24 protein-coding genes and 2 pseudogenes are annotated in these 24912 nt (G+C 72.5%); 14 read left to right on the top strand and 12 right to left on the bottom strand.

The window, feature by feature from the left end; translation table 11 throughout:
• Positions 1-891, bottom strand: an 891-nt coding sequence (locus BM290_RS44400) for a cbb3-type cytochrome c oxidase subunit I (RefSeq protein WP_177320163.1), incomplete at its 3' end; no start/stop codon positions are given.
• 127 nt (positions 892-1018) lie between these two features.
• Complete coding sequence (locus BM290_RS44405) at positions 1019-3277, bottom strand: putative bifunctional diguanylate cyclase/phosphodiesterase (protein ID WP_239144031.1); 2259 nt, start codon at positions 3275-3277, stop codon at positions 1019-1021.
• Between the two features lie 135 nt (positions 3278-3412).
• Between BM290_RS44405 and BM290_RS44410 the strand changes: the two genes are divergently transcribed.
• The 3 genes from BM290_RS44410 to BM290_RS44420 are packed head-to-tail and all read left to right on the top strand — an operon-like array spanning position 3413 to position 7073.
• A complete protein-coding gene (locus tag BM290_RS44410) occupies positions 3413-5410 on the top strand; it encodes a ricin-type beta-trefoil lectin domain protein (protein ID WP_093622043.1) in 1998 nt (665 codons plus the stop codon).
• A 12-nt stretch (positions 5411-5422) separates the two neighbouring features.
• On the top strand, positions 5423-6646 hold the full coding sequence (locus BM290_RS44415; RefSeq protein ID WP_093622044.1) for a hypothetical protein: 1224 nt from the start codon (positions 5423-5425) through the stop codon (positions 6644-6646).
• Complete coding sequence (locus BM290_RS44420) at positions 6600-7073, top strand: NUDIX hydrolase (RefSeq protein WP_093622045.1); 474 nt, start codon at positions 6600-6602, stop codon at positions 7071-7073. The genes BM290_RS44415 and BM290_RS44420 overlap by 47 nt, the downstream gene beginning before the upstream one ends.
• Before the next feature lie 171 nt (positions 7074-7244).
• On the opposite strand, the gene BM290_RS44425 is transcribed toward BM290_RS44420, so the two are convergent.
• Positions 7245-8165 (bottom strand): LysR family transcriptional regulator, encoded by a 921-nt coding sequence (locus tag BM290_RS44425; protein WP_093622046.1) that lies wholly within the window; start codon positions 8163-8165, stop codon positions 7245-7247.
• A gap of 85 nt (positions 8166-8250) precedes the next feature.
• Between BM290_RS44425 and BM290_RS44430 the strand changes: the two genes are divergently transcribed.
• Positions 8251-9549 carry an aspartate aminotransferase family protein gene (locus BM290_RS44430; protein WP_093622047.1) on the top strand — a complete coding sequence of 433 codons (1299 nt, stop codon included), beginning with the start codon at positions 8251-8253 and terminating at the stop codon, positions 9547-9549.
• Positions 9550-9596: 47 nt separating this feature from the next.
• On the opposite strand, the gene BM290_RS44435 is transcribed toward BM290_RS44430, so the two are convergent.
• Positions 9597-11069 (bottom strand): MFS transporter, encoded by a 1473-nt coding sequence (locus BM290_RS44435; RefSeq protein ID WP_093622048.1) that lies wholly within the window; start codon positions 11067-11069, stop codon positions 9597-9599.
• Positions 11070-11219: 150 nt separating this feature from the next.
• Between BM290_RS44435 and BM290_RS44440 the strand changes: the two genes are divergently transcribed.
• The gene (locus BM290_RS44440; protein WP_093622049.1) at positions 11220-12119 is read left to right on the top strand and encodes a nitroreductase family protein; all 900 of its coding nucleotides are present in this window, start codon (positions 11220-11222) and stop codon (positions 12117-12119) included.
• Positions 12120-12123: 4 nt separating this feature from the next.
• Here BM290_RS44440 and BM290_RS44445 read toward each other — a convergent pair whose 3' ends face one another.
• The 6 genes and pseudogenes from BM290_RS44445 to BM290_RS47895 all read right to left on the bottom strand — a co-directional run bounded on the left by BM290_RS44445 (position 12124) and on the right by BM290_RS47895 (position 15488).
• Complete coding sequence (locus BM290_RS44445; RefSeq protein ID WP_093622092.1) at positions 12124-12429, bottom strand: DUF3349 domain-containing protein; 306 nt, start codon at positions 12427-12429, stop codon at positions 12124-12126.
• Between the two features lie 5 nt (positions 12430-12434).
• Complete coding sequence (locus tag BM290_RS44450; RefSeq protein ID WP_093622050.1) at positions 12435-12716, bottom strand: hypothetical protein; 282 nt, start codon at positions 12714-12716, stop codon at positions 12435-12437.
• Between the two features lie 11 nt (positions 12717-12727).
• Positions 12728-13734, bottom strand: a pseudogene (locus BM290_RS44455) (inorganic phosphate transporter).
• Between the two features lie 106 nt (positions 13735-13840).
• Positions 13841-14482, bottom strand: coding sequence for a ribonuclease FAU-1 family protein (locus BM290_RS44460; RefSeq protein ID WP_093622051.1), 642 nt, complete (start codon positions 14480-14482; stop codon positions 13841-13843).
• A gap of 10 nt (positions 14483-14492) precedes the next feature.
• Complete coding sequence (locus BM290_RS44465; RefSeq protein WP_093622052.1) at positions 14493-15257, bottom strand: RlpA-like double-psi beta-barrel domain-containing protein; 765 nt, start codon at positions 15255-15257, stop codon at positions 14493-14495.
• 3 nt (positions 15258-15260) lie between these two features.
• On the bottom strand, positions 15261-15488 hold the full coding sequence (locus BM290_RS47895; protein WP_143134184.1) for a hypothetical protein: 228 nt from the start codon (positions 15486-15488) through the stop codon (positions 15261-15263).
• Positions 15489-15808: 320 nt separating this feature from the next.
• Here BM290_RS47895 and BM290_RS44470 point away from each other — a divergent pair, with 320 nt between their 5' ends.
• The 4 genes from BM290_RS44470 (at position 15809) to BM290_RS44480 (ending at position 18347) form a co-directional block, all read left to right on the top strand.
• Complete coding sequence (locus BM290_RS44470) at positions 15809-16594, top strand: hypothetical protein (RefSeq protein WP_143134185.1); 786 nt, start codon at positions 15809-15811, stop codon at positions 16592-16594.
• An 86-nt stretch (positions 16595-16680) separates the two neighbouring features.
• Positions 16681-16815 carry a hypothetical protein gene (locus tag BM290_RS50900; protein WP_275413324.1) on the top strand — a complete coding sequence of 45 codons (135 nt, stop codon included), beginning with the start codon at positions 16681-16683 and terminating at the stop codon, positions 16813-16815.
• 14 nt (positions 16816-16829) lie between these two features.
• Positions 16830-17588 carry a DUF5919 domain-containing protein gene (locus BM290_RS44475; RefSeq protein ID WP_093622054.1) on the top strand — a complete coding sequence of 253 codons (759 nt, stop codon included), beginning with the start codon at positions 16830-16832 and terminating at the stop codon, positions 17586-17588.
• A gap of 36 nt (positions 17589-17624) precedes the next feature.
• On the top strand, positions 17625-18347 hold the full coding sequence (locus BM290_RS44480) for an NUDIX hydrolase (protein WP_093622055.1): 723 nt from the start codon (positions 17625-17627) through the stop codon (positions 18345-18347).
• A 99-nt stretch (positions 18348-18446) separates the two neighbouring features.
• Here the strand turns inward: BM290_RS44480 and BM290_RS51170 are convergent.
• Positions 18447-18989: pseudogene (locus BM290_RS51170) on the bottom strand (DUF2306 domain-containing protein); the annotation flags it as partial.
• A gap of 131 nt (positions 18990-19120) precedes the next feature.
• Between BM290_RS51170 and BM290_RS44490 the strand changes: the two are divergent.
• Together BM290_RS44490 and BM290_RS44495 are read left to right on the top strand one after the other, a co-directional pair.
• Entirely contained in the window at positions 19121-20227 is a 1107-nt protein-coding gene (locus tag BM290_RS44490) for a sensor histidine kinase (RefSeq protein WP_093622094.1), read from the top strand.
• Complete coding sequence (locus BM290_RS44495) at positions 20224-20886, top strand: response regulator transcription factor (protein WP_203779782.1); 663 nt, start codon at positions 20224-20226, stop codon at positions 20884-20886. Before BM290_RS44490 ends, BM290_RS44495 begins: the two co-directional genes overlap by 4 nt.
• A 7-nt stretch (positions 20887-20893) precedes the next feature.
• On the opposite strand, the gene BM290_RS44500 is transcribed toward BM290_RS44495, so the two are convergent.
• Complete coding sequence (locus BM290_RS44500; protein ID WP_093622056.1) at positions 20894-21130, bottom strand: hypothetical protein; 237 nt, start codon at positions 21128-21130, stop codon at positions 20894-20896.
• A gap of 231 nt (positions 21131-21361) precedes the next feature.
• Between BM290_RS44500 and BM290_RS44505 the strand changes: the two genes are divergently transcribed.
• The 3 genes from BM290_RS44505 (at position 21362) to BM290_RS44515 (ending at position 24799) form a co-directional block, all read left to right on the top strand.
• A complete protein-coding gene (locus BM290_RS44505) occupies positions 21362-22954 on the top strand; it encodes a lysyl oxidase family protein (protein ID WP_093622057.1) in 1593 nt (530 codons plus the stop codon).
• Between the two features lie 100 nt (positions 22955-23054).
• Positions 23055-23717 carry a response regulator gene (locus BM290_RS44510; RefSeq protein WP_307837982.1) on the top strand — a complete coding sequence of 221 codons (663 nt, stop codon included), beginning with the start codon at positions 23055-23057 and terminating at the stop codon, positions 23715-23717.
• Positions 23714-24799 (top strand): sensor histidine kinase, encoded by a 1086-nt coding sequence (locus tag BM290_RS44515; protein WP_093622058.1) that lies wholly within the window; start codon positions 23714-23716, stop codon positions 24797-24799. The genes BM290_RS44510 and BM290_RS44515 overlap by 4 nt, the downstream gene beginning before the upstream one ends.
• Positions 24800-24912: the final 113 nt, after the last annotated feature.

A 24912-nucleotide genomic window follows, 5' to 3' on the forward strand; every position in this document is an offset into this window, starting at 1 on the left:
GGTCGCGGCGACCAGGCCCTTGTAGCCGAAGACCGGCTTGCGGCTGAAGACCGGGATGACCTCGGTGATGATGCCGAAGAACGGCAGCGCGATGACATACACCTCGGGGTGCCCGAAGAACCAGAACAGATGCTGCCACAGCATCGGGCCGCCGGTCGCCACGTCGAAGACCTTGGCGTGCAGCACCCGGTCGGCGGCGAGAGCGAACAGCGCGGCCGCGAGGAACGGGAAGATCAGGATCACCAGGAGGCTGGTGACCAGCATGTTCCAGGTGAGGATCGGCATCCGGAACATGGTCATGCCGGGCGCCCGCAGGCACAGGATCGTGGTGATCAGGTTGACCGCGCCGAGGATCGACCCGAGGCCACCGATCGCCAGGCCGACCACCCACGCGTTGCCGCCGATGCCCGGCGAGTGCAGGCTGTCGCTGAGCGGCGTGTACGCGAACCAGCCGAAGTCCGCCGCCCCGCCCGGCATGATGAACCCGCTCATCGCCGTCAGCGTGCCGAACAGGTACAGCCAGTAGGCGAACGCGTTGAGCCGGGGGAACGCCACGTCCGGGGCGCCGATCTGGATGGGCACCACGAAGTTGGCGAACGCGAACACGATCGGGGTGGCGAAGAACAGCAGCATCGCCGTTCCGTGCATGGTGAACAGCTGGTTGTACTGTTCCGGCGACAGGATCTGCATGCCCGGTTTGGCCAGCTCGGCCCGGAGCAGCAGGGCCATCAGACCGCCGACCATGTAGAAGACGACGGACGTGATCAGGTACATGATTCCGATCTGCTTCGCGTCCGTGGTGCGCAGGATACGCGCCAGCGCGGACCCCTTGACCTGTCGGCGAACCGGATGTGGCCGGACGGGCACCGGTCGCGGCGCGACGGTAGTCATGCAAAAGCTCCTCGGCTGCGGATGCGGATACTTCTGGCCTATACCCGTTATAGGCGTCTACCGCAGCAATCCGCTCCGAATCGGCGTAAGAGCCGCATTCAGCGCATCACTTCATGTATAGAGACCGTCAGGCCGCGACACCGACCCCCGGATCGAGAAGCGCGTCGATGCCGGCGGCGGACATCGGCCGGGCGAACAGGAAGCCCTGCGCCCGCCGGTACCCCAGCTCGAACAGCCGGCGGGCCTGCTCCGGCCGCTCCACACCCTCGGCCACCGTGCTCAGCTCCATCTTCTCGGCGATGTCGGCGATGGCGCCCGCGATCGCCTCCTGCTGCGGTGTCCCGTTGAGCCCGTCGACGAACGACTTGTCGACCTTGATCACGTCGACCGGGCAGGTCCGCAGCAGGCCGAGCGACGAGTGCCCGGTGCCGAAGTCGTCCAGGGCGATGCGCACACCCAGGTCGGACAGCGCCTGCACCGATGCCAGCGCACGGCCGCCGCCGAAGACCGCGGTCTCGGTGATCTCCACGGTCAGGTGCTGTGCCGGGAGACCGTGCCGGGCCAGCGCCGACGCGACCATGTCCGGCAGGCCCGGGTCGAGCAGCTGGCGTGCCGACACGTTGACGCCCACCGAGCCCAGGACATCCGGGCCGTACCGCCGGTGCCAGTCGGCCGCCTGCGCGCACACCGCGTCGACGATCCACTCGCCGAGCTCGACGATCAGCCCGGTCTCCTCGGCCACCGGCACGAAGTCGGCGGGCGAGATGGTCCGGCCGTCCGCGCGGGTCCACCGGATCAGCGACTCGACCCCGGTGATCAGGCCGTGCGGCAGCGCCACGATCGGCTGGTACACCATGTGGAACTCGCCGGTGTGCAGACCACGGCGCAGGTCGGCGGCGATCGTCGCACGCTGGTTGATCTGCCGCTCCAGCGAGGCGTCGTAGCGCACCACGCGGGCGTCGGCGTGCCCGGCCGCCTCCCGCAGCGCGATCTCCGCCCGGCGGTACAGGTCGGTGTCGTCGGCGATCCCGATCGACACCTCGACGACGACCTCGTGACCGGCCGCGCTCAGCGGCTCGTCACCGGCGGCGACCAGGCGGGCCACGGTGCCCGCGGTGGCGTCCGGCGCGCCGGGCAGCAGCAGCCCGAACTCGTCGCCGCCGAGACGGGCCACGACGGCCTGCTCCCCGGCGATCGCGGTGAGCCGCCGGGCGTACCCGGTCAGCAGCGCGTCACCGGCGCCCGCGCCCAGGCTGTCGTTGATCGACCGGAAGTCCTTGAGGTCGATCAGCACGACGGTGTGCGGGCCCTCGGCGCCGGCCACCGACGCGGCGAACGACCGGCGGCCGTACAGGCCGGTCAGCTCGTCGTGCATGGCCTGGTGCGCGACGGTCTCCAGCAGGGTCGCGTTCTCGGCCAGCGCCAACGCCTGGCGGGCCACCACGAGCAGCAGCAGCAGCGTGGTGCCGCCCACCTGGATCGTGGTGAGGTGCCCGGTCCGCAGATAGACCACGCCCACCAGCAGGCTCGTCATCCCGGTGGCGAAGAGCGGGATGGCCGCGCCCCGGCGATAGACGGCCGGATGCGCGACCCGTGCCGACGAGGCCCCGTGCCCGGTGAGCACCCGCTGCTGGGCGTACGCGGCCAGGGTGCCGAAGAGGCCGACGAACGGCAGCACCACCGCGCTGCCGTTGAGGTGTGGCCACGGCAGCAGGACGGTCATCAGGATCATCGACAGCGGCCCGGCGATCCCGATCGGCGACAGCCACCACAGCGCGGCACGGGCGGCGGGGCTTCGGCTGGCCGACATGATCTTGACTACGACGGTCACGCCGGCCACGCCGATCGCGACCATGGCCAGGTTGAGCCACCATGCCGACGCCTGCCCGCCGAACCGGCCGACGGCCCAGCCCAGATACTCCGAGGCCGCCACGCCGGCGGTCACCGCGACCACCGCCAGGTCGAGCAAGGCCGTGGTGAGCTGACGCCAGCTGCGGCCGCCGCCGGGCAGCCGCAGCAGCGCGACGATGGCGAGCAGCGTGCCGACGACGTAGCAGAGCAGGGTGCGCGCGCCGAGCGGCGGCATCCCGTCGAAGGGGATCAGGGCGACGTCGACGGTGTGGCTCACCGCGCCGGCGAGGACCGCGCCCATCGCCACCGCCACCCGCCGCCAGAACGCGGCGAGCGGCCCGTCGGCGTCGCGGGCGGTCGCGGCGAAGGAGGCCACCGCGGTGGCCACGCCGCAGACCGCGGGCACCCACACCACGAGCCGGTGGAATCCCGTCCGGGTGCCGAGAACGATCAGCAGCACGTCGGCCACCGCCATCAGCACCGCGAACGGCACGTACCAGGATCGCCACCGGAGGAGGGGCGTCGTAGATGCCACATCGCCTCCCCGTGATGCTCGAATTCCGCCGCAAATCGAGGATCGGCACGGCCGAAATTGATCTGAGGATTCCGGTACGGCACCGGAGGGACGTGCCGCACAGCCGGCCGCCGATCCCGGGGTGACCGTGGACCTGTGCCGTTCGTCACGCTCGTCCTGGCCCGGCGCCGGATCATCGCCGGCATCACCGGCGGGGCGGTGAGAATGCGCGGTCGTCGCTATAACTCTCCTGTGTGGAAATCCTTGATCGCGGCGCTCCTGGTGCTGCCCGCGCCGCCCGCCGCCGCGCCCGTCCCGATACCCGATCCGTACGTGTTCACCGCCGACGACGTGGGCTTCGCCGACGGCGGTGACGCCGACACCTCCGTCGGCCGGATCGCCGCCATGGACGACTACCTCGGGCCGAAGAAGCCGATCCTGCGCCTCGACCTGTTCTGGGAGCTGCTCCAGCCGCAGCGAGGCGGGCCGATCGACTGGAACGCCGGGCGCCTCGACGACCGGGTGAACGCCGCCCACGAGCAGGGCGTCCGGGTCCTGCTGATCCTCGACTACGCGCCGTCCTGGGCCGGCGGGCACGAGGGCGAGCACAACTGGCTGCCCACCGGCGACGACGACTGGCGCACGATCGTCACCGCGACGGTCGAGCACTTCGGGCCCAAGGTGCAGGCGTACGAGGTGTGGAACGAGCCCAACCTCAAGAACTTCGGCAGTTACGGGGACAACAGCCTCGCCCAGCGGGCCGGGCGTTACTGGCGGCTGGTCGAGATCGCGCACGACGTGATCGACGCGCGGTGCCCCGGCTGTGTGGTTCTGGCCGGCGGGTCCGCGGGGGGCGACGCCGACACCACGGTCAGCCCGATCCGCAACGACAACGAGGCCGCCGACTGGCTGGAGCACGCCTACACGCTCGGCAAGGGCGGCACGTTCGACGCCGTCACCTACCACCCGTACCCCGACATCGGCGGCGGCCATCTGCCCACCTTCTCCCGCACCACCTGCACCGGGACGATCTGGTACCGGTTCTGGTCCGGGTTCGGCCCCGACGGCGACCCGCAGTGCGGCGGCGCGGCGGCCCTGTACGACGTGCTGCAACGGCACGGCCAGGGGGACAAGAAGATCTGGGCCACCGAGTTCGGCTTCTCCACGCTCGGCCCGCGCGAGCCGCTGGCGCTGCGCTACGTCCGGGACGCGCTGGAGGAGGGCGTCCGCAACTGGCGCACCCGGTCGTACGCCGGACCGCTGTTCCTCTACGCCTTCCAGAGCCCCGACCCGGACGCGGAGATCTGCACGAGGATCCCCGGCGAGTGCGCCTTCGGCCTGCGCGACGCCGCCGGGACGCCGCGCGAGCCGATGTACACCGACGTCGGCGTAGCGCTGCGCGGCGACCCGTGGCCGTCCACTCTGGCGCCCGGCCGCTCGCTGTTCCGTGGTGCGGCGCTGCGCTCGCCCAACGGGAGATACCACCTGTGGATGCAGGGCGACGGCAACCTGGTCCTCTACGACGGCAGCCGGGTGCTGTGGGCCCGCGGCGGCCAGAAGGCGTACCGCCTGACCAGTCAGGACGACGGCAACCTGGTCCTCTACGACCACACCCACGACCACACGGTCAAGGCCGGCGACGCCTACGCCAACCCGGCGATCTGGGCCTCCGGAACCGCCGGCAAGGGCCCCGGCACGCTGCGCCTGCAGGACGACGGCAACCTGGTCTTCTACCGTGACGCCACGCCGCTGTGGGACACCGCCACCTACACGATCACGCTGACCAGCGCGCTCGGCAAATGCCTGGACGTGCCCGGGTCGGATTTCACCCGGGCCGTGCGCCCGCAGCTCTACACCTGCAACAGCACCGCCGCGCAGCAGTGGATCCACTCCGACGAGCGCATCCTCACCCGCAACAACCTGTGCCTCGACGTCGTCGGCGGCGCCACCACGAACGGCGCGGCGATCCAGCTGGAGACCTGCAACGGCGACCCGGCGCAGCGCTGGCAGCACACCGCGGCCGGGGCCCTGCTGAACCCGCGGTCCGGCCGCTGCCTGGACATCCCCGGCAGCAGCCCGGACAACAACGTCCGCCCGCAGCTCTACACCTGCAACGCCACCGGCGCCCAGCGGTGGATCAAGGCGCAGGTCTGACATCCTGTGCCGATGTCCGTGCTCCGGAAGGCTCTCGCCACGCTCCTGACGATCCTCGCGGTGGTCGGAGCGGTCCGGCTCGTCGCTCCGGCGACGTCGCCGGATCAAGAGCCTTCGGGGGTACGGCTACAACTCGCCTTCCTACGAGAGAGGCTGGAGCGCGGCGCCGACAGTGAAGCGCAGACGCTCTTCCCCGAGGGCTATTTCTTCCTCAACGCCCTCTACGGCCTGACCTGGGTCGACCTGGGAAAGCGGGGCGTCGAGCCGGTGCGGGCCGCGGACGAGGCGGCGTGGGCGCTGTCCCGGATGGAGTCTCCGGCCGGCCGGGCCCCGTTCGACGCGTCGGCGATCCCGCCGTACGGCGTCTTCTACACCGGCTGGACCAACTGGCTGCGCGGCGGCCTGCTGACCCTGCGCGAGGACGCGGCACAGCGGGCCCGGTTCGACGCCGACTCGCAGACGCTGGCGGCCGCGTTCGACGCGTCACCGACACCGTTCCTCACCGCCTATCCGGGGCAGGCGTGGCCGTGCGACTCGACGGTGGCGATCGCGTCGCTGCGGCTGGCCGGGACACGGTTCGCGCCGACCGTGGACCGCTGGGTGACCCGGGCGAGACGGCTGCTCGACCCGGCGACCGGCCTGCTCCCGCACTATGTGGACCCGGCGACCGGCGCTCTGCTCGACGGCGCCCGCGGCACGTCGCAGGCGATCATCCAGCGGTTCCTGGTCGACGTCGACCCGGCCTTCGCCCGCGAGCAGTACCTGCTGTTCCGGGACGGGTTCCTGGACCGGCCGCTGTGGCTGGGCCCGGCGATCCGCGAGTATCCGCACGGCGTCGACGGCGAGGGGGACGTCGACTCGGGCCCGCTGATCCGGGGCATCAGCCTGTCCACCACCGTCGTCGCGATCGGCGCGGCCCAGGTGCAGGGCGACCGGTCGCTGGCCGGGGCGCTGGCCAACTTCGGGGAGCTCGCCGGGGTCCCGGTGACGACGTGGCGCACCAAGCGGTACGCGTTCGGCCTGCTCCCGATCGGTGACGCGTTCCTGGCCTGGTCGAAGACGGCCGTCCCGTGGACCACCCCGGCGCCCCCGGCTCCCGAGGCGGTGATCGGCGGCGGGTGGCGCGTACCCCTGCTGTTGTTGTTGCTCCTGATCGGTCTTCTGCCGTGGCTGCGGATAGGGTCGCTGCGTGACCTTCCGGCTGGCCTCCTACGGCGTGTGCATCGTGAACGATGAGGTGCTGCTGACGCGCTGGGTGTCCCCGCACGACGACGTCACCCACTGGACGCTCCCGGGTGGCGGTGTCGACCCCTACGAGGACCCGTTCGACGCGGTGATCCGGGAGGTGGCGGAGGAGACCGGCTACGAGGCGGTGGTGGAGCGCCTGCTCGGCGTGGACTCCCGGGTGATCCCGGCTGCCGAGCGGGTGGAGCGGACCGCCGACCATCAGAACGTCGGCGTCTTCTACCGGATCCGGATCACCGGCGGCACGCTGCGCCCGGAGCCCAGCGGCGACACCACCGAGCCGTGCTGGACTCCGCTGTCCGAGGTCCCGCACCGCCCGCGCTCGTCCCTGGTGGACATCGGCATCACACTCGCGCTGACGCTCCCGCCCACCGGCCACGTTCGGCCGGTCCCGATCACCGGCCTGCTGCGCCACTGACCACCGGCCACGTCCGGCCGGTCCCGATCACCGGCCTGCTGCGCCACTGACCACCGGCCACGTCCGGCCGGTCCGGATCACCGGCCTGCGGCGGCACTGACCGCCGGTCCGGAGAGGGGCCGTGCTGGTCACTCCTCGGCCCGGACCTGCCGTAACGGCCGGTGAGCGCGGTCAGGGCAGGCTTGTCCCGTCGGGCGGGTGGGGGGAACGGCCGGCGCGGAGAGCGGTCAGGACGGCGGTGACCTCCGGGCGTGGGGTGGGCGGGCGCCGGGCGGCGGCGATGATGCGCCGGGTCACCGGCGGGTCGAGCGGGCGGGTCGCCACCCGGTAGCGCGGGTCCACGGCCAGACCGGGCAGCAGGGTGATCGAGCGGCCGCGCTCCACGTGGCCCAGCGCCAGCATGTAGTTGTTGAAGCGGCACACCACCGCCGGCTCGAAACCCGCCTCCCGGCACAGGCGGGTGGCCAGCTCGGACATGTAGGCGCCGGCCGCCTCGAAGGTCCAGCGCTGGTCGGCGCACGCCCGCACCGGCACCGCCTCGTGGCCGGTGAGCGGGTGGTCCGGCGGCAGGACCAGCACGATCTCGTCGGTGGCGATCGGGACAAGGTCGATCGCCGGGTCCAGTTCGGCGCCGGCGAAGTCGGTGGTCGTGATGATGACGTCGACCTCGCCGCGGCGCAGGGCGGGCATGCTGTCGTGCGGCTCCAGCTCGTGCAGGACCACCGTGACGTCCGGGTGCAGCGCCGCCAGGCGGGTGATCGCAGGCTCGGCCAGGGTGTGCACGGCGCTCTGGAAGGCGGCGAGCGTGACCGTGCCGGCCGGCTCGTCGGCCAGGCCGCGCAGCTCGGCCTCGGCGGCGTCCATCAGCGCCAGGATCTCCCGGGCGCGGCCGGCCAGCAGCACCCCGGCGGCCGTCAGCCGGACCCGGCGGCCGGTGCGTTCCAGCAGCGTGGTGCGGGTCTCCCGCTCCAGGGTGGCGAGCTGCTGGGAGACCGCCGACGGGCTCAGGTTGCCGCGCCGCGCGACGGCCCGGACGGTGCCGTGGGCGGCGAGGTCGGCGAGCAGCCGTAGCCGCCACGGATTGAGGGTCACGACCCCGGACTGTACGGCCCCGCTTAACAGCAGCGGCGGAAACGTGAGATGGACGTGACGCTCGGTGGTTTCTAGCGTCGGAGGCATGTCTGAAACCTTCTGGTCCGACGCCGAGCGTCACCTGGTCCGCTACATCGGCGCGAGCAGCTTCGTGCCGGAGATCATCGAGCGGGCCGAGGGCAGTTTCGTGTGGACCGCCGACGGCCGTAAGCTCCTCGACTTCACATCCGGGCAGATGAGCGCGATCCTCGGGCACTCGCACCCGGCCGTCGTCGCGACCGTCCAGCGGCAGGCGGCCACCCTCGACCACCTGTTCAGCGGCATGCTCAGCCGGCCTGTCGTCGACCTGGCCCGGCGGCTCGCCGAGTCGCTGCCCGAGCCGCTGAGCAAGGTGCTGCTGCTGACCACCGGCGCCGAGTCGAACGAGGCGGCGATCCGGATGGCCAAGCTGGTCACCGGCAACCACGAGATCATCTCGTTCGCCCGGTCGTGGCACGGGATGACGCAGGCGGCGGCGGGCGCCACCTACAGTTCCGGGCGCAAGGGGTACGGTCCGGCCGCGCCCGGCAACTTCGCGATCCCCACGCCGAACGCGTTCCGGCCCGACTTCACCACACCCGAGGGCGAGCTCGACTGGCGACGGCAGCTGGACTTCTCGTTCGAGCTCTTCGACGCGCAGTCGGTGGGCAGTCTCGCGGCCTGCATCGTCGAGCCGATCCTCAGCTCCGGCGGGGTGATCGACCTGCCGCCCGGCTACCTCGGCGCGCTGCGGGAGAGGGTGCACGCCCGGGGCGGGCTGCTGATCCTGGACGAGGCGCAGACCGGGTTGTGCCGGACCGGGGACTGGTATGCGTTCCAGCGCGACGGGGTGACACCGGACATCCTCACCCTGTCCAAGACGCTCGGCGCCGGCCTGCCGCTGGCCGCCGTCGTGACCACACCGGAGATCGAGCAGGCCGCCCACGACCGGGGTTTCCTGTTCTTCACCACCCACGTGTCCGACCCGCTGGTGGCGGCGGTCGGCAACACCGTGCTCGACGTGCTGACGGCCGAGCGGCTCGACGTGCGGGCGGGCGAGCTCGGGTCGTACCTCGGCAAGGGTCTGTGGGAATTGGCGACCCGGCACCGGGTGATCGGTGACGTGCGTGGCCGCGGCCTGCTGATCGGTCTCGAACTGGTCGAGGACGGCGGCCGCAAGGCCGACGAGATCGGAGCCGCGGTGACGCGGCGCTGCCTGGAGCTGGGGCTGCACATGAACGTGGTCCAGCTGCCCGGGATGGGTGGCGTGTTCCGGATCGCGCCGGCGCTGACGTCGACGACGGGTGAGCTGGATCTGGGCCTGGAGATCCTGGATCAGGCGATCGGCGAGGTGACCGGCGGATAGGCGACGACGGCCACCTCCGGTGAGACGGAGGTGGCCGTTGTCGCCGGTCAGACGTTGGCGCGGTGCAGGACGTGGATCTCGTCGGGCTCGTCCGGCACGTCGGTGACGCCGGCCGCGACCGCCTGCTCGTGCCGCCGGTGCGCGCCCGGCAGCAGCAGCGCCGCCACGATCGCCAGGACGGCGACGCCGGCGCAGACCCAGAAGCCGTCGGTGAACGCGGCGTCGGTCGGCAGGCCCTGCGGCGTGGTGTTCGAGGTGATCACCGCGGCGACCACGGCGGTGCCGATGCTGCTGCCGATGGTCCGGGCGATCGAGTTGACGCTGGTCGCCTCACCGGTCTGCGACGGCGGGACGCTCTCGATGATCGCGTTCGACATGGCGGCGAACGCGAAGCCGATGCCGGCGCCGGTCAGCAGGCCGGAGGCGAGCACCTGCCAGATCTCGCCGTGCCCCAGAGCGGGCAGCGCGAAGGCGGCCACCACCAGCACCGAGCCGAGGAACATCGGGACCTTCGGGCCGAACCGGCGGTTGAGCAGACCGGCGATCGGGCCGAAAAGCACCATCATGACCACGGTGGGCAGCAGGAACAGGCCGGCCTCGGAGACCGACTTGCCGAACCCGTAGCCGGTGATCTCCGGCAGCTGCAGCAGAGTCGGGACCAGCAAGAACGTGCCGAACATCGCGAAGCCGAGGATCAGCGCGACCAGGTCGGTGGCCCAGACCCCGCGGATGCGCATCAGCCTCATGTCGATCAGCGGCTCCTTGACCCGCATCTCGACCAGCACGAACACCACCAGGCCGACGACCCCCGCGGCGAGCAGGCCGATCGTCTCCGGGTCGCTCCAGCCCCAGGACTGGCCCTTGCTGATCGCGAGCAGCAGCCCCACCAGCGACACGCTCAGGATCGTCGCGCCGAGCACGTCGAGCCTGCCGGGGGTGCGGACCGGCGACTCCTTCATCCCGAAGATCGCGCCGATCAGGGCGATCCCGACCAGGATCAGCGGCAGCCAGAACAGCCAGTGCCAGGAGAGGTGCTCGACGATCGGGCCGGCCGCGACGATGCCGATGCCGGCGCCGACACCGAAGATCGCCGAGATCATGCCGACCGTGGTGGGCACCCGCTCGCGGGGCAGCTCGTCGCGGATCATGCCGATCGACAGCGGCATCATCGCGCCGCCGGCGCCCTGCAGGACCCGGCCCACGATCAGCACGGTCAGGTTGCCGGCCAGCGCCGAGACGACAGTGCCGACGGCCAGGATGGACAGCACCACGATCAGGATCCGGCGCTTGCCGACCATGTCGCCGAGGCGCCCGAGGATCGGCGTGAGGACCGACGCCGACAGCAGGTACGCCGTGACGATCCAGCTGACGTCGCTGGTCGACACGTTCAGCTCGTGGCCGATCGTGGACAGCGCGGGGGAGACCAGAGACTGCAGGCAGGCGAACGCCAGACCGCCCAGGGCCAGGTAGAGCACCAGGAGGCCGCCGCCCCTGGCGCGGTTTTCGATCGTGGGGGTCATGGTGTCCTCGACGCTAGTAGTAAACAATCGCTGACTTAATATAGGCCCGCTCCCGGTGAAGTAAACGGTTGCTTACATCACATCCGGGTCCGAGGGCACTGTCCGGCGGGACTCCCGGGCGCGCACCCTGGGGGCAGGAGAGGAGGAGCGATGACCCGATCGTTCGCCCCACCGTCGCGGCGGGTGCTGGCCGACTGCGTCCGGGCCGCCACCGCCGCGCCGTCCCTGCACAACAGCCAGCCCTGGGCGTTCCGCATCCGCGGGCCGGTCGTCGAGGTGCACGCCGACCCGGTCCGCCGGCTCGCCGCCGCCGACCCGGACGGCCGCGAACAACTGATCAGCGTCGGCGCGGCGATCCTCACCCTGCGCCTGGCCGTGAGCCGGGCCGGATACCGGGCGCGTCTCGACCTGCTGCCCGATCCGGAGATCCCCTCCCTCGCCGCCCGGGTGACCGCCGCCCATCCCGCGCCCGCCGACGAGCTCACCCTCTCGCTCGCCGGCGCCATCGCGCACCGGCACACGAACCGGGAGGCCCTCGCCCCCGTGCCGGTGCCCGCCGCCGCCCTCGCCCGGCTCCGCGAGGCCGCCGCCGAGGAGGGCGCCGTGCTCACCGTCGCCGACCGGGCGGGCGTCGCCGAGCTGGCCCGCTCGGCCGACCGATGGCTCCGGTCGCAGGACGACTACCGGCGGGAGCTCGCCCGCTGGAGCGGCCCCGGCGCCCGGCACGACGGCGTCCCCGCCTGGGCGGCCGGAACCGTGCCGCTTCTCGGGCCGCGGACCACCGTCGCGGTGCTCGCCACCCGCGGCGACACCGCCCTCGACTGGCTGGGGGCCGGGCAGGCGCTGCAGCGGGTCCTGCTCACCGCCACCCTGATCGGCCTGGCCACGACGCCGATCAGCCAGCCCGTCGAGGTCCCCGCGGTACGCCGTGCGCTGACCGTCGCGTCCCCGGCCGTCCACGCCCAGATGGTGCTGCGGGTCGGCTACGGCCGGGGGTGCGGGCGTACCCCGCGCCGGTCCCTCGACGAGGTCCTGCTGCCGGACGGCTGACCGGTCAGCCGTCCGGCGGGTCGGCCAGCGGCCAGCCGCCCGCCGCCAGGTGTGCCGAGACCCGGACCACGTCCTCCGGGTTCGCGTCCTGCAGGACCGTGCTGTTGATCATGTCCTCGATGTCCCGCGGCGTGATCGGGTCGTGCCGGCCGGCCAGGCTGCGGGCGATGCCACGGATCTCGTCCTCGGTCAGCTTGCGGCGCAGCAGGCCCAGCAGCGCCACGTAGTCCTGCCGGGGCACGCCCTCCGGATAGCCCGCCCGCAGCCACTCGACGGCCCGCTTCACGAAGTTCGACCGCTCCTCGCTCATCGCCGTCACTTCTTGTCGGTGACGACCGGGAGCACGCCGTCGAACGACAGTTGCTTGCCGAAGCCCGACGCCACGATGAACGTGATGCCCAGCAGCACCCCGGCCAGGACCAGGGCGAAGCAGGCGTACCCCGCGACGGTGCCGGCCGGCCGGCGGGCCGGGCCGTCGGCGCCGTACGCCAGCGACCGGATGCCGACGGCGAAGAGGGCCGGCAGCCCCGCGCCCAGGATCAGCCCCGCGAGCAGCACCTTCCAGGCGCCCTCCAGGGCCAGGGTCAGATTGTGCACGCTGTTCCTCCTCAGCTCGCCGCGCCGGCCGGCTCACGGCCGGGGACGGGCGCGTCCCACTCGTCGTTGACGTTGGTGTGGTCGACCGGGGCCCGGCGCGAGCGCAGCCACATCAGCGCCGACAGCGCCAGCAGCACCAGGAAGATCGTCACCGCGCCGGCCGTCCCGCCGATCAGGTCGGCGACCGTCCACATCAGCGCGCCGGCGACAGCGGCCGCCGGGAGGGTGATCAGCCAGGCCGTCACCATCCGCCCGGCGACCGCCCAGCGCACCGTCGCGCCCGGCCGCCCCACGCCGCTGCCCAGGATCGACCCGGTGGCGACGTGCGTGGTGGACAGGGCAGGGCCAGCGTGATCACGCCCATCGTCTTCTGCGCGTCGTTCGTGCCGTGCGCGAGCGAGACGAGCGACGCGCTGCCGATCTGCCCCCAGCGGAACCCGTTGTCGGTGAACCGGGTCGCCACCCCGACGGTGATCCGGTAGATCAGCCAGGTGCCGGCCGCGGCCACCGTCCCGGCGATGACCGGTGACATGACCGCCGGCAGCACCACCTTGCCGACCACGCCGTCGAGCTTGGAGCCGTCGCCGGTCCAGTCGACGCCGGCCCAGCCGAGACCGGCGATCGCCGCGCCGATCAGGCCGCCGAAGAGGGCGTGCGACGAGCTGGAGGGCAGACCGAGCAGCCAGGTCAGCAGGTTCCACAGGATGCCGCCGATCACGCCGGCCAGCACGATCAGCAGCAGCGCCGTCCCGCCGCCGGTGAGCAGCTCCGATTTCGGTGTGCCGTCGGAGTTCTGGATGCGGATGACCGCGTTGGTCACGGTCAGCGCCACCTCGACGGAGAGGAACGCGCCGACCAGGTTGAGCGTGGCGGACAGCAGGACGGCCACCTTGGGCCGGAGGGCTCCGGTGGCGATCGACGTCGCCATCGCGTTCGCGGTGTCGTGGAAGCCGTTGGTGAAGTCGAACCCGAGGGCGGTGACCACCACCAGCAGCAGAATCACGGTTGTCTCGGTCACCAGGCCATCGTCACGCCGCGACGGCCGGGTCGCCGCGCCGCCGCGGAAGAGTTCGGCAGCCATTGTCAATCATGGATTCAGCAAGTCACGAAGCCCTCACCGGCGATCAGGTTTCGACGCGGTCCCAGCCGTGCGGCAGCTCGCGGGGCGGGGCGGGCCAGGACGGGTCCGGGCGGAAGTCGCGCCACGTGCCGTCGAACGGGAACGCGCCTGACTCGGCCAGCGCGATCACCTCCCGGCCCGCGCGGCGTACCCGCTCCTCGTCGTCCACCCAGTACGCCTCCGGCAGGGTCAGCCGGGCCGCGAACTCCTCCTCGTCCTTCCAGCGCCACGTACGGTCCGGCTCGACCACCACGTCCAGGTCCCAGTCGGTGGTGTCCAGGCCGGTCAGGTCACCGTGCCGCCAGAGCGCGGGCGGGGCCTCCAGATTCGCGTACCACCGGAAGAAGCCGCCGTCCGGCCGGAAGAACCAGCGGATCGAGTAGTCACGGCCGCGCGGATGCCAGCTCAGCACCCCGTGGTCGATGGTGTGCCGCGCCGGGACCCGGTCCGACGCCGACCACTCCGGCAGCGGGACCTGAGCCATGCCACGGCCGTCGGGCAGTGTGAAGTGCCAGGCCGTGGCGCCGGCCGGCATCCACAGCAGAATCGCGTCGTCCACGTCGGCGACGGCCCGGAACGGCGCCACGAGGGCCATCCTCCGGCGCTGGAGATGACGCAGCCACACGGTTCCACCGGGCACGATCATGAACCCGAGGTTAGCGGAGCTGAAGCTGTGCGCCGGTGAGCGTGAGATACCACTGCGAGTCGGTGAATCCGGGGCCGGTCTCCTCGCCGATGTAGGCGTCCAGGTGCTTCGGCCCGCCGAGCCCGGGGGTGAACTCGTCGGTCACCGTCCACGAGGCGTCACGCAGGGCCGCGCACACCGCCCGCGGCGTGGTCGAGCCGTCCTCCTGGCTGCCGCAGCCGGCGACGGTGAACCGGGTGCCGCGCGGGAGCACGTCCGGGTCCGCGGCGGCCGACACGAACGGGATCAGCGACCCGCCGCTGCTGGTGCGCGGGGCCGAGTCGATCCAGAACCCGGTGTCGTACGACCAGTTCAGGTATCGCCCGGACGCGGTGCGCCCGGTGCCCTCGTCGTGGACCGCGTCCACGAAGTCGGCCGGATAGGAGCCCAGGTCGTCGTCGCCGTCGGAGCAGTCCATCGTCCGGCAGCCGACGACCCGCTGCGGCTCGCCGTCGTGGAACTCCTCGACCGCCGTGTAGTAGACGGTGATCTCCCAGTCGGCGCTGCTGCGGACGGTGCGGGACGGCGTCGCCCGGGAGGCGGGCGCCGAGGCCGTGCGCGACGCGGCAGGGGAGGACGGCAGGGAGGGGTACGGCGACGGCGCCGGCGAGCCCGGCGCGGAGGGGGACGCGCGGGACGGTGTGACGGCCGGCGCTGAGGCCGGGGGCGCCGGCGCGGTGCCGCACCCGGTCAGGAGCAGGGCCAGCCCGGTGGCCCACAGGTGCCGTGCGGCCATCGGTTACCCGGCCGCGGTCAGTTCCGGTAGTGCGGCGACGGGTTCCGGCGCCTCGTCCACGGCGCGCACCCACACATGCTGCGGCGGCAGGATCACGGCGACGCGGCGGTCCAGAACGCTGGCTTCCGGGAAGGCGATCATCTTGAACTTCGGCATGGTGCCTGGCATCGGCGTGACACCGGTGGGCTTGAGCTTTTCTTGATCTTTCAGCCGTTCGTACGACCGTCCCACCGTCCCGGTACGGCGCTCACCGGTGTCTCAGTGGCCACGGGACACCGGTGAGCGCCGTACCGGGGCCGGGTTACCGATGGGGTGGGCGCGGTGCGCGTGGGCATCATCGTGCGGTGCACCGTACGAGACTGCTACAGCTCACGTTCCTAATGGCCACGGCGCTTCAGGTGGCAACGGAGTACGTCCGTACGGAGGTGGTTCCCTTCACCGGGACGGTTGCGATGACCGCGCTCCTGGCCCTCGTGACAGGCGCCAGGAGACCGGCCTCCGCCCGTGCCTGGACACATCACACCGCAGTCGGTGGCCTGACGCTGCTGACCGTGGCGGCTCTGCTGGCCGACTTTCGTACCGACGGCTTCGGCTGGCCGCTCTGGGTCGCCGGTGGCGAGTTCGCCTGGCTGGCGCAGGGCCGTGCCCGCACCTCCCAGGTGGTCGAGGCCGTTCTGCTGGTCACCGCGGCCGCGATGCTGGCCGCGGCAGTGCTGGGCCGGGTCGGGCGTCTGGTCCGGTGGCGGAACCTGCCGGGGGCCGTGGCCGGCGTTGCCGTGCTCGTGGGGGTCGCCGTCACCGCACTGCATCCTGAAGTCCCGCTCGACATGATCGCGCCCGACATCGGGCTTCGCCTGGGCGTTCTGATGCCGGTGGCGCTCGGGCTCGCCACGCTGTGCCTTGCCGTTGGTGCCGCCCTGACCTCGGGCGCGCGGTGGCGGCCGGCCGCTGTGGGCCTGATCGCCGTGGGGGCTCTGGCATGGACCGGCTTCACGTCGCTGAGTGACATGGATCCGCTCCAGGCGCAGTTCAGCCCCGCAGTCGAGCTGCGGTGGGAAGCCACTCCTCTGAGGTCCGTCGAGATGATCTGGCCCGCCGACTTGAACGCATGGGGTGCCACTCCGTCAGTGGTCGAGAATCCCGGTTCGTGGCCCACGATCACGGAGAGGGAGCCGGACGTGGCGGCGGTGCAGGACCTGCGGTCGTGGCCCGACCTCGTGAGGGACCTGCAGGACGGCTGGCTCGCCATTAAGGCCGCCCTCATCGCCGCCGGGCTGGCCGCCCTGGTCATGTCGCTGTTTCCGCACCCACCCCGACCCTCGGGAAGCCTCTACTGAAGCGGCGGGGAGCCTGCGCCGCGCCGGCCGGATGAACCCTCGGTGAACACAGGTGTCGACGTCGCGCGGGTGGGGATCACGCGGGCATGACCGACCCGAACGATGATCTGTCCAGCGTCGCCGACCCCGGTTCGCTGGGCCCGGACGCCATGACCGAACTCGTTGACGGCGCTGTGCTATTTGTCGACGGCGTTCCAGGAGCGACTTTATTGTCAGCATGACGTAAAGTGGGTTCATGAGGATCTGGCGCTCACTCGATCTCATCGTCACCGCGGCCGTCGCTCTCGCGGTCGGGGTCCTGGGCATGCTCGACCTGGCCGGTGACGAGGTGGTGGCCGGCGCGACCCTGGCCACCCTCGCGGTCCTCGCCGCCGGCTCGCTGGCCGCCCGGGTGCAGATGCGTGCCCTGGTCGCCACCAACACGGAGCTCGCCGACCTGGGTCGCCGGCTGGCCGAGCCGCCCGCCGCCGACCGGCTGCTGACCACCTCGACCGCCGGTGTCGACGTGGACCTGGCCGGAGCGATCGACATCGGCATCATCGGCGTGACGCTGAACCGTACCGTGCGTAACCACGCCGCCCGGCTCCGCGAGTGCGTCCGGCGCGGTGGCACGGTCCGGGTCGCGGTCATCGACCCGGACGGCGCGGTGATCCAGGAGGCGGCCCGTCGCAGCGGCATGCCGGGCGCCGTCGACATCTTCGCCCACCGGCTGCAGCCCACCCTGGACCTGCTCGCCGGGCTGGCCGCGGCGGGCGGTCCGGGCCGGGTCGAGGTGCGGCTGCTCGACTTCGTCCCGGCCGTCGGCATCCTCGCCGTCGACGCCGGGCGGGCGCACGGGCACCTGCACGTCGACATCTACTCGCACTCGTCCGGCGAGCGGGAGCCGGTGCTCACCCTGCACGCGGCCCGTGATCAGGTCTGGTATCAGCACTTCCGGGACGAGTTCGAGCGGATCTGGGCCTCGGGGCGGGTGCTGCGGCGCGAGCCCGCCTGAATGGTGTCAGGTCGACACTTTCACTAGGCTGGCGCTGTGACCGACCGGGAGCACCTCTACTTGCGTATCGCCGTCGACCTCGTGGTCCTCACCGTCCGGGACGGGGAGTTGCAGGCGCTGGCGATCACCCGGGGCAACGAGCCGTTCCGGGGCCGGCCGGCGCTGCCCGGCGGCTTCCTGCGGGCGGGTGAGGACCTGCTCGACGCCGCGGTCCGGGAGCTGCGGGAGGAGACCGGGGTCGACGGCGACCGGTTGCACCTCGAGCAGCTCTCGGTGTACGGCGCTCCCGGCCGCGACCCGCGCGGCCGGGTGGTCAGCGTCGCCTTCCTGGCCCTGGTGCCCAACCCGCCGTCACCGACCGCCGGGTCCGACGCGAGCACCGCCTCCTGGGCGCCGGTCGCCGAGCTGGCCGGGACCCTGGCCTTCGACCACGACCGGATCCTGGCCGACGGGGTCGAGCGTGCCCGTTCCCGGCTCGAGTTCACCACCCTGGCCACCGCGTTCTGCCCGGCCGAGTTCACCATCGGCGACCTGCGCGAGGTCTACGAGGTGGTCTGGGGCCGGCGGGTCGACCAGCGCAACTTCAGCCGCAAGGTGCTCGGCACCCCCGGGTTCGTCGAGGCGACCGGCGGCAAGCGGATGCCCGAGGTGGGCCGCCCCGCCGCCCTCTACCGGTCCGGGCCCGCCGCCGCGCTGAACCCGCCGATCCTGCGCAGCGTCGAGCCGGGGCTGTCCGGCGCGGACCAGGGCGCGGCGTGACCGCGCTGTCCGGCGGCGTGGCGGCGCGCCCCGGCGCCGGATCAGCCACTCGGCGACCAGGACGTTGATCAGCCAGGCGACGGCCATCGTCGCGGTCCGGCTGGTCGGGGTGAACGCGCCGGCCGTGGCCAGCCACGCCCCCTGGGTGAAGAACTGGGTGCCCGCGCCCATCCCGACGGCGTAGCCACGGATCATCCACGCGCGGTGGGCGGCGAAGTCCCGGCGCAGCGCCGCCACGAAGCCGGTGACCAGCGCGATCAGCATCCAGGTGACGACCACGACCCGGATGGCGGCCAGCACGACGCTGTCCACGGCGGCGGCCGGCAGGAACAGGGTGAGCCACAGGCCGCTCACCGCCGCGGTCAGCCCGGCCGGCACGACGATCCGTCCGGCGATGCGGTGCCACCGGGGGAGACGGCGGCGTACGCCCGGCGCGAACTGGAACGCGCCGAGCACTCCGAAGACGGTCACGCTGACGATGTGGGCCACCAGGGCCACCGGGGACTGGGTGACCCGGTCGCCGTCGGGCAGCACCGCGGCGCCGCCGGCCATCTCGGACAGCCGCAGCGCGCCCGCGGCCACCGGCACCAGCGTGAGCCCGAGCAGCCCGGCCGGGATCAGCCAGTTCGATGAGGACTTCATGAACCGATGGTGGCCGCGGGCGGGATCGTGCTCATCGGAGCGCGGGCCGGGATCGCACCGGCCGAAAGTGCGGGACGGCGACCGTACTTCAGGCCAATCCGGGGATCGTGCTCCGTGCGTACCATCGGCTCGTGGTCGAACCGCTCCGGGCGCTGCTCGCCGAACCGCGCCCGCCGGGGCCGCCGGCCCGCAACCGCCGCGATCTGCTGCTGGCCGCCGCCCTGCTGGTCGCGGTGGCTGTCGAAGGCCTGGTCCGGACCGGCCTGCCGGACCGTGCCGCCACCGTGATCATGACCGCGGCGCTGGTGCCGACGCTGCTCTGGCGCCGCGAGCGGCCGCTGCTCACGGTGGTGGTCGTGTTCGGGGTGAGCTGGGTGTTCCCGCTGCTCATCGGGCATCAGCCGGAGCTGGTGTCGGGCGCGTTCGTGCTGCTGCTCGCCTACGCGGTGGTGCGCTGGGGGTCGGGCCGGGAGATCGTGGCCGGGACGGTCCTGATCCTGGTGAAGATCGCCGCGACGGCCCGCGGCGCCGATCTGGTGGCCGGGCTCCTGGTGATGACCGCGGTGTTCGCGCTGGCCGCCGCCATGCGCTACCGGTCCCGGCTGCGGGTTCGTGAGGTGGACCAGGTGAAACTGCTGGAGCGCGAGCGGCTGGCCCGTGACCTGCACGACACCGTGGCCCACCACGTGTCGGCGATGGCGATCCGTGCGCAGGCGGGCATCGCGGTGTCGCGGACCTCGCCGGAGGCGGCGGTCGACGCGCTGCGGGTGATCGAGGCGGAGGCGGTGCGGGCGCTCGGCGAGATGCGCACGATGGTGCGCGCGCTGCGCGGCGGTGACCCGGCCGAGCTGACGCCCAGCCCGGCGATCGCGGATCTCGCCGCGCTGGCCGGGCCGTCGCCGGAGGGCCCGGAGGTGACCGTGGCGATCGACGGCGAGCTGGGCGACCTGTCGCCGGCGGTGGGCACGGCGATCTTCCGGCTGGCCCAGGAGTCGGTGACCAACGCCCGCCGGCACGGCCGCCACGCCACCCGGATCGCGGTGCGGGTGTCGGCCGACGCGGCCACGGTCCGGCTGTGCGTCACCGACGACGGCGACGGCGGGACCGTCCGTGGCGGCGGGTTCGGGCTGGCCGGGATGCGCGAGCGGGCCGAACTGCTGGGCGGCGTCTGCGAGGCCGGGCCGGCCGCCGGGCGGGGCTGGACCGTGACCGCCGTGCTGCCGCGGGGTCTCGCGTGACGACGGTCCGGGTGGTGGTCGCCGACGATCAGGAGATCGTCCGGACCGGGCTCACGATGATCCTCAACGCGGAGCCGGACATCGAGGTGGTGGGCCAGGCCGCCGACGGGCTGCGGGCGGTGGAGCTGGCCCGGCGGCTGCGGCCGGACGTGTGCCTCTTCGACATCCGGATGCCCGGCGTCGACGGCATCGAGGCGACCCGCAGGCTGGCCGGGCCCGCCGTCGCCGATCCGCTCGCGGTGGTCGTCATCACGACCTTCGACCTCGACGAGTACGTGTACGCGGCGTTGCGAGCCGGGGCGCGCGGGTTCCTGCTCAAGGACGCCGGGGCGGCGCTGCTGGCCCAGGCGGTGCACGCGGCGGCCGCCGGGGACGCCCTGATCGCGCCGAGCGTGACGACCCGGCTGCTGAAGGCGTTCGCCGGGGCGGGACCGGCCGGGCCGCCGCGGCAGCCGGTCGACGCGCTGACCGAGCGCGAGGAGGAGGTGCTCGGCGCGGTCGCCCGCGGGCGCACCAACACCGAGATCGCGGCCGAGCTGCACATCAGCCTGAGCACGGTGAAGACGCACGTGGCGAGCCTGATGGCGAAGATCGGGGCGCGCAACCGGGTGGAGATCGCGATGTGGGCGTACGAGACCGACCGCGTCCGGTTCCGGTAGGGCCCGGTCAGGTCGGCGCATTGGCCCGGATGAACCCGTAGATCACGGCGGCGGCGATCACCACGAGCAGCGCGACGAACCGGACCAGCGCGAAGAAGGCGGTCCGTGACTTCTTCCGCGCGCCGGGCAGCCCGGTGTCCGCCTTCTTGTAGTCGCCTCGCGCGCCCTTACGCGCGTCGATCAGACGGGCCAGCCGCATCCCGACGAGGATCGCGACCACCACGCCCAGGATGAACCCGCCCACCCTGCCTCCTCGCCGCGACGATCGAGCCTCAGCCTCGCGGCGGCACAGGCGCATGTCAATGCGCCGATACGCCGGTTCCCCGTCGTCCGGCGGGGCGACCCCCGCCGGACGGCTGGACTCTCTACCGGATTCGTGCCCCCGGGGCCCGGTTTCACAGGGCCTTCACAGCCGGTGGCGTGGGATCCCTTTCGGACGGCCGGAGCGGGTCCGGCCACATCGAGGGGAGACCGGATGACTGACGCGCAGAACCGCCGTCGTCGGACGCGCTGGCCGGTGGTCGGCGTCGCGGCGGGCGCGCTCGTACTCGCCGGGGGCGGGGTCGGCGTGGCCGAGGCGGCCACGACGCCGCCCGCGCTCAGCTTCGTCGCCGCGACCGGCACGGTCACGGCGGAACGCTACGCCGCGGAGGGGGAGGTGTACGTCTCCCTCGACCTGGGCCTGCACGTGATCGCGGGTAAGGACCCGTTCGAGATCCGGGCCAAGCGGGCCGGCTACGACAAGCCGATCGTGGCGTACCGGACGGTTCGCAAGAACGGCAAGAACACCCAGGTCAAGCTTCCGGCCGGGACGGTCCGGGACTTCACCGGGCTGGCCGACTTCACCACGATCACCATCAAGGACAGGGCCGGCAAGGTCGTCACCAGCTACAAGACGGCGTTCTGCGGCAACTCGTACAGCTCGGCACGGACCCGGCGCGACGCTCCGGCGACCAACCCGTACCCGACCCGGTGCGGCGGCGAGAACCCGTTCACCCTCGGCTCGGTCTGGGGCGTCCAGGCCGGCTGGAACGCGCCGGTGCCGGACCAGCCCGCCTCGTCGGCGCCGCTGGCGAAGCTGGTCGCCGGGAAGTACACGGCCGAGGCCTCGGTCAACCCGAAGTACCGCAAGGCGTTCGGGATCCCGGCGAAGAACGCCACCGCCAAGGTCACCGTCAACGTCGTCGACGTCAAGACCGACGAGCAGGGGGTGGCCGAGGCCCGGTCCCGGGACGCGCGGGAGGAGCCGGCGCTGGCCCAGGCGGTCACCGCCGGCGGTCACGACCGGCACACGGCCGAGGGCGACGCGAGCCGTCAGGTGTCGTCGTTCCGGCCCGAGTTCCGGGCGGCCGCCAGCCGTCCGGCCACCCTCAAGGCGACCCCGAAGTCCGGCCCGAAGCCGGACCTGCGGTCGCTGCCGGCCTGGGGCATCTCCCTGTCGCAGGAGAACCGGAGGTGGTACGTCAACTTCGGCGCCACGGTCTGGAACGCGGGCACGTCTCCCCTGGTTGTGGACGGGTTCCGGCGTACCGGCACCGAGCTGATGGACGCCTACCAGTACTACTTCGACGCGAACGGCAAGCAGGTCGGCTCCCGGCCGGCCGGCACCATGCAGTGGGACCCGCGTGAGGGCCACATGCACTGGCACTTCACCGACTTCGCGCAGTACAACCTGCTGAAGTCGGACAAGAAGTTCGCCGTCCGCAGCGGCAAGGAGGCGTTCTGCCTCGCCAACACCGACGCTGTCGACTACACCGTCAAGAGCGCGAAGTGGCGGCCGGACAACACCGACCTGTCCACCTCGTGCGGCGCCAACACCGTCGTCGCGGTCCGTGAGGTCCTCGACATCGGCAACGGCGACACCTACAGCCAGGACCGTCCGGGCCAGTCGTTCGACATCACGAACCTGCCGAACGGCACCTACTACATCCAGGTCGTCGCCAACCCGGCGAAGCGGCTGGGCGAGCTGAACACCGCCAACAACACGGCGCTGCGCAAGATCGTCCTCGGCGGCACGGCCGGCCGGCGCACCCTCTCGGTGCCGAAGGTGTACGGGATCACCGGCTGATCCAGCCCGGTGGCGGGGACGTTCCCGCCGGTCGGCGGAGTGGCCGGCCGGCGGGAACGCTCTAGGGTGCTACCGGCAAACTCAGCGGGGCAGAGCGGCGGTGTACGTGATCCGGGTCGTGGTGGTCGACGACGAGGCGCTGGTCAGGTCCGGTTTCCGGATGATCCTGAACGCGGCGCCGGACATCGAGGTCGTCGCGGCCACCAGTGGCGCGGGCGCGTTCGACGCCGTCCGCGAGCACCGGCCGGAGGTGGTGCTCGTCGACATCCGGATGCCCGACGTCGACGGCCTGACCGTGCTCAGCCGGGTCCGTGAGCTGCCCGAACCGCCGGTCGTGGCGATGCTGACCACCTTCGACGCCGACGAGTACGTGCTCAAGGCCCTGCACCTGGGCGCCGCCGGGTTCCTGCTCAAGGACACCGAGCCGGAGCACCTGGCCCAGCTGGTCCGTACGCTCGCCATGGGCGGGGTGGTGATGTCGCCGAAGGCGTCCCGGACCCTGCTGCGCAGCCTGCCCCGCACCGACGAGGCCGCCGCCGACCGGGCCGACACCCGCGTCGAGCGGCTCACCGAGCGGGAGCGCGACGTGCTCGTGCTGCTCGCCGAAGGCCTGTCCAACGCCGAGATCGGGGTCCGCCTGCACCTGGGCACCGGCACCGTCAAGGACCACGTCAGCGCCCTGCTCACCAAACTGCGGGTGTCCGGCCGGGTCCAGGCGGCGCTGCTCGCCCAGCGGGCCGGCCTGCTGGACACCGGCCGATGAGGGCCCGCCTGATCGAAATCGCCCTGATCGCCGCGGCCGCCGCGGACATCTGGGTCGACCTGTACAGCGACCATCCGGTGAGCATCGCCTCCGCCGTGGTGGCCTGCGCCGCCCTCGCCGTCCGGCGGCGGTTCGCGCTGGCCGTCGTGCTGCTCACCCTGCCGGCCACGCTCCTCGAAGCCGCCCTGGTCGCGCCCTGCGTCGCCCTCTACACGCTGGCCGAGCGCTCCCGTAACCGGGTGCTGCTGTCGATCTGCGTGGTGCTGGCCGCGATCGCCTCGGCCGCGCCGTCGCCGCTGGAACCGGACGCCGACCCGATCGGCGACAGCGTCGTCTACTTCGTCTACGCCCTGGCCACCGTGGTCCTGCCGGTGCTGCTCGGGCAGCTGGTGCAGACCCGCCACGACCTGTCGCACCGCCTCGAGGAGATCGAGGAGGTCAAGGAGCACGAGCGGGTGCTGCACGCGCAGGCGATCCTCGCCGAGGAGCGCGCCCAGCTGGCCCGGGAGATGCACGACGTCGTGTCGCACCAGGTGAGCCTCATCGCCGTCCAGGCCGGGGCGCTGCAGGTGTCGGCCGGCGACGAGGGCACCCGCGAGGCGGCCCGCACCATCCGGTCGCTGAGCGTCGGCACGCTCGACGAGCTGCGCACCATGGTCACCCTGCTGCGCGCCTCCGGCGACGACATCACCCAGCTCACCCCGCAGCCGACCCTCGCCGACCTGTGCACCCTGATCGCCAACAGCGGCATCGACGTCGACCTCACCGGCGACCTCGGCCTCGCCGTCGGCACACCACGGCAGAGAGCCATCTATCGTACGGTCCAGGAAGCGCTCACCAACGTGCGCAAACACGCGCCCGGCGCGGTCGCGGCCGTCGAACTGTGGCACGACGGAAAGCACGTCGGCGTGACCGTCACGAACGGCCCGCCGACCCGCCCGTCCCTGCCGCTGCCCGGCGCCCACCAGGGGCTGATCGGCCTCCAGGAGCGCGCCGACCTGCTCGGCGGCACCCTGGAGTCCGGCCCCACCCCGGACGGCGGTTACCGGGTCCGGATGCGGCTGCCGATCCACACCGACTGACCGGCCGGCCGGTCACCGCAGGCGCCCGCTCACCCTGAAGCGCCCCTCCCGTGCCGCCCCACCATGCCGGGCCGCCCCGCCCGCGCGGTCACGGCCCGGCGGGACGGCCCGGA

Origin of the sequence: Actinoplanes philippinensis, assembly GCF_900113015.1 — a bacterium.
GTDB lineage: Bacteria > Actinomycetota > Actinomycetes > Mycobacteriales > Micromonosporaceae > Actinoplanes > Actinoplanes philippinensis.

Coding starts and splice junctions, on each gene's coding strand:
- BM290_RS44415 (WP_093622044.1), top strand. CDS start 5,423: ATGTCCGTGCTCCGGAAGGCTCTCGCCACGCTCCTGACGATCCTCGCG.
- BM290_RS44430 (WP_093622047.1), top strand. CDS start 8,251: ATGTCTGAAACCTTCTGGTCCGACGCCGAGCGTCACCTGGTCCGCTAC.
- BM290_RS44435 (WP_093622048.1), bottom strand. CDS start 11,069: ATGACCCCCACGATCGAAAACCGCGCCAGGGGCGGCGGCCTCCTGGTG.
- BM290_RS44440 (WP_093622049.1), top strand. CDS start 11,220: ATGACCCGATCGTTCGCCCCACCGTCGCGGCGGGTGCTGGCCGACTGC.
- BM290_RS44445 (WP_093622092.1), bottom strand. CDS start 12,429: ATGAGCGAGGAGCGGTCGAACTTCGTGAAGCGGGCCGTCGAGTGGCTG.
- BM290_RS44460 (WP_093622051.1), bottom strand. CDS start 14,482: ATGATCGTGCCCGGTGGAACCGTGTGGCTGCGTCATCTCCAGCGCCGG.
- BM290_RS44465 (WP_093622052.1), bottom strand. CDS start 15,257: ATGGCCGCACGGCACCTGTGGGCCACCGGGCTGGCCCTGCTCCTGACC.
- BM290_RS50900 (WP_275413324.1), top strand. CDS start 16,681: ATGACCGACCCGAACGATGATCTGTCCAGCGTCGCCGACCCCGGTTCG.
- BM290_RS44475 (WP_093622054.1), top strand. CDS start 16,830: ATGAGGATCTGGCGCTCACTCGATCTCATCGTCACCGCGGCCGTCGCT.
- BM290_RS44505 (WP_093622057.1), top strand. CDS start 21,362: ATGACTGACGCGCAGAACCGCCGTCGTCGGACGCGCTGGCCGGTGGTC.
- BM290_RS44515 (WP_093622058.1), top strand. CDS start 23,714: ATGAGGGCCCGCCTGATCGAAATCGCCCTGATCGCCGCGGCCGCCGCG.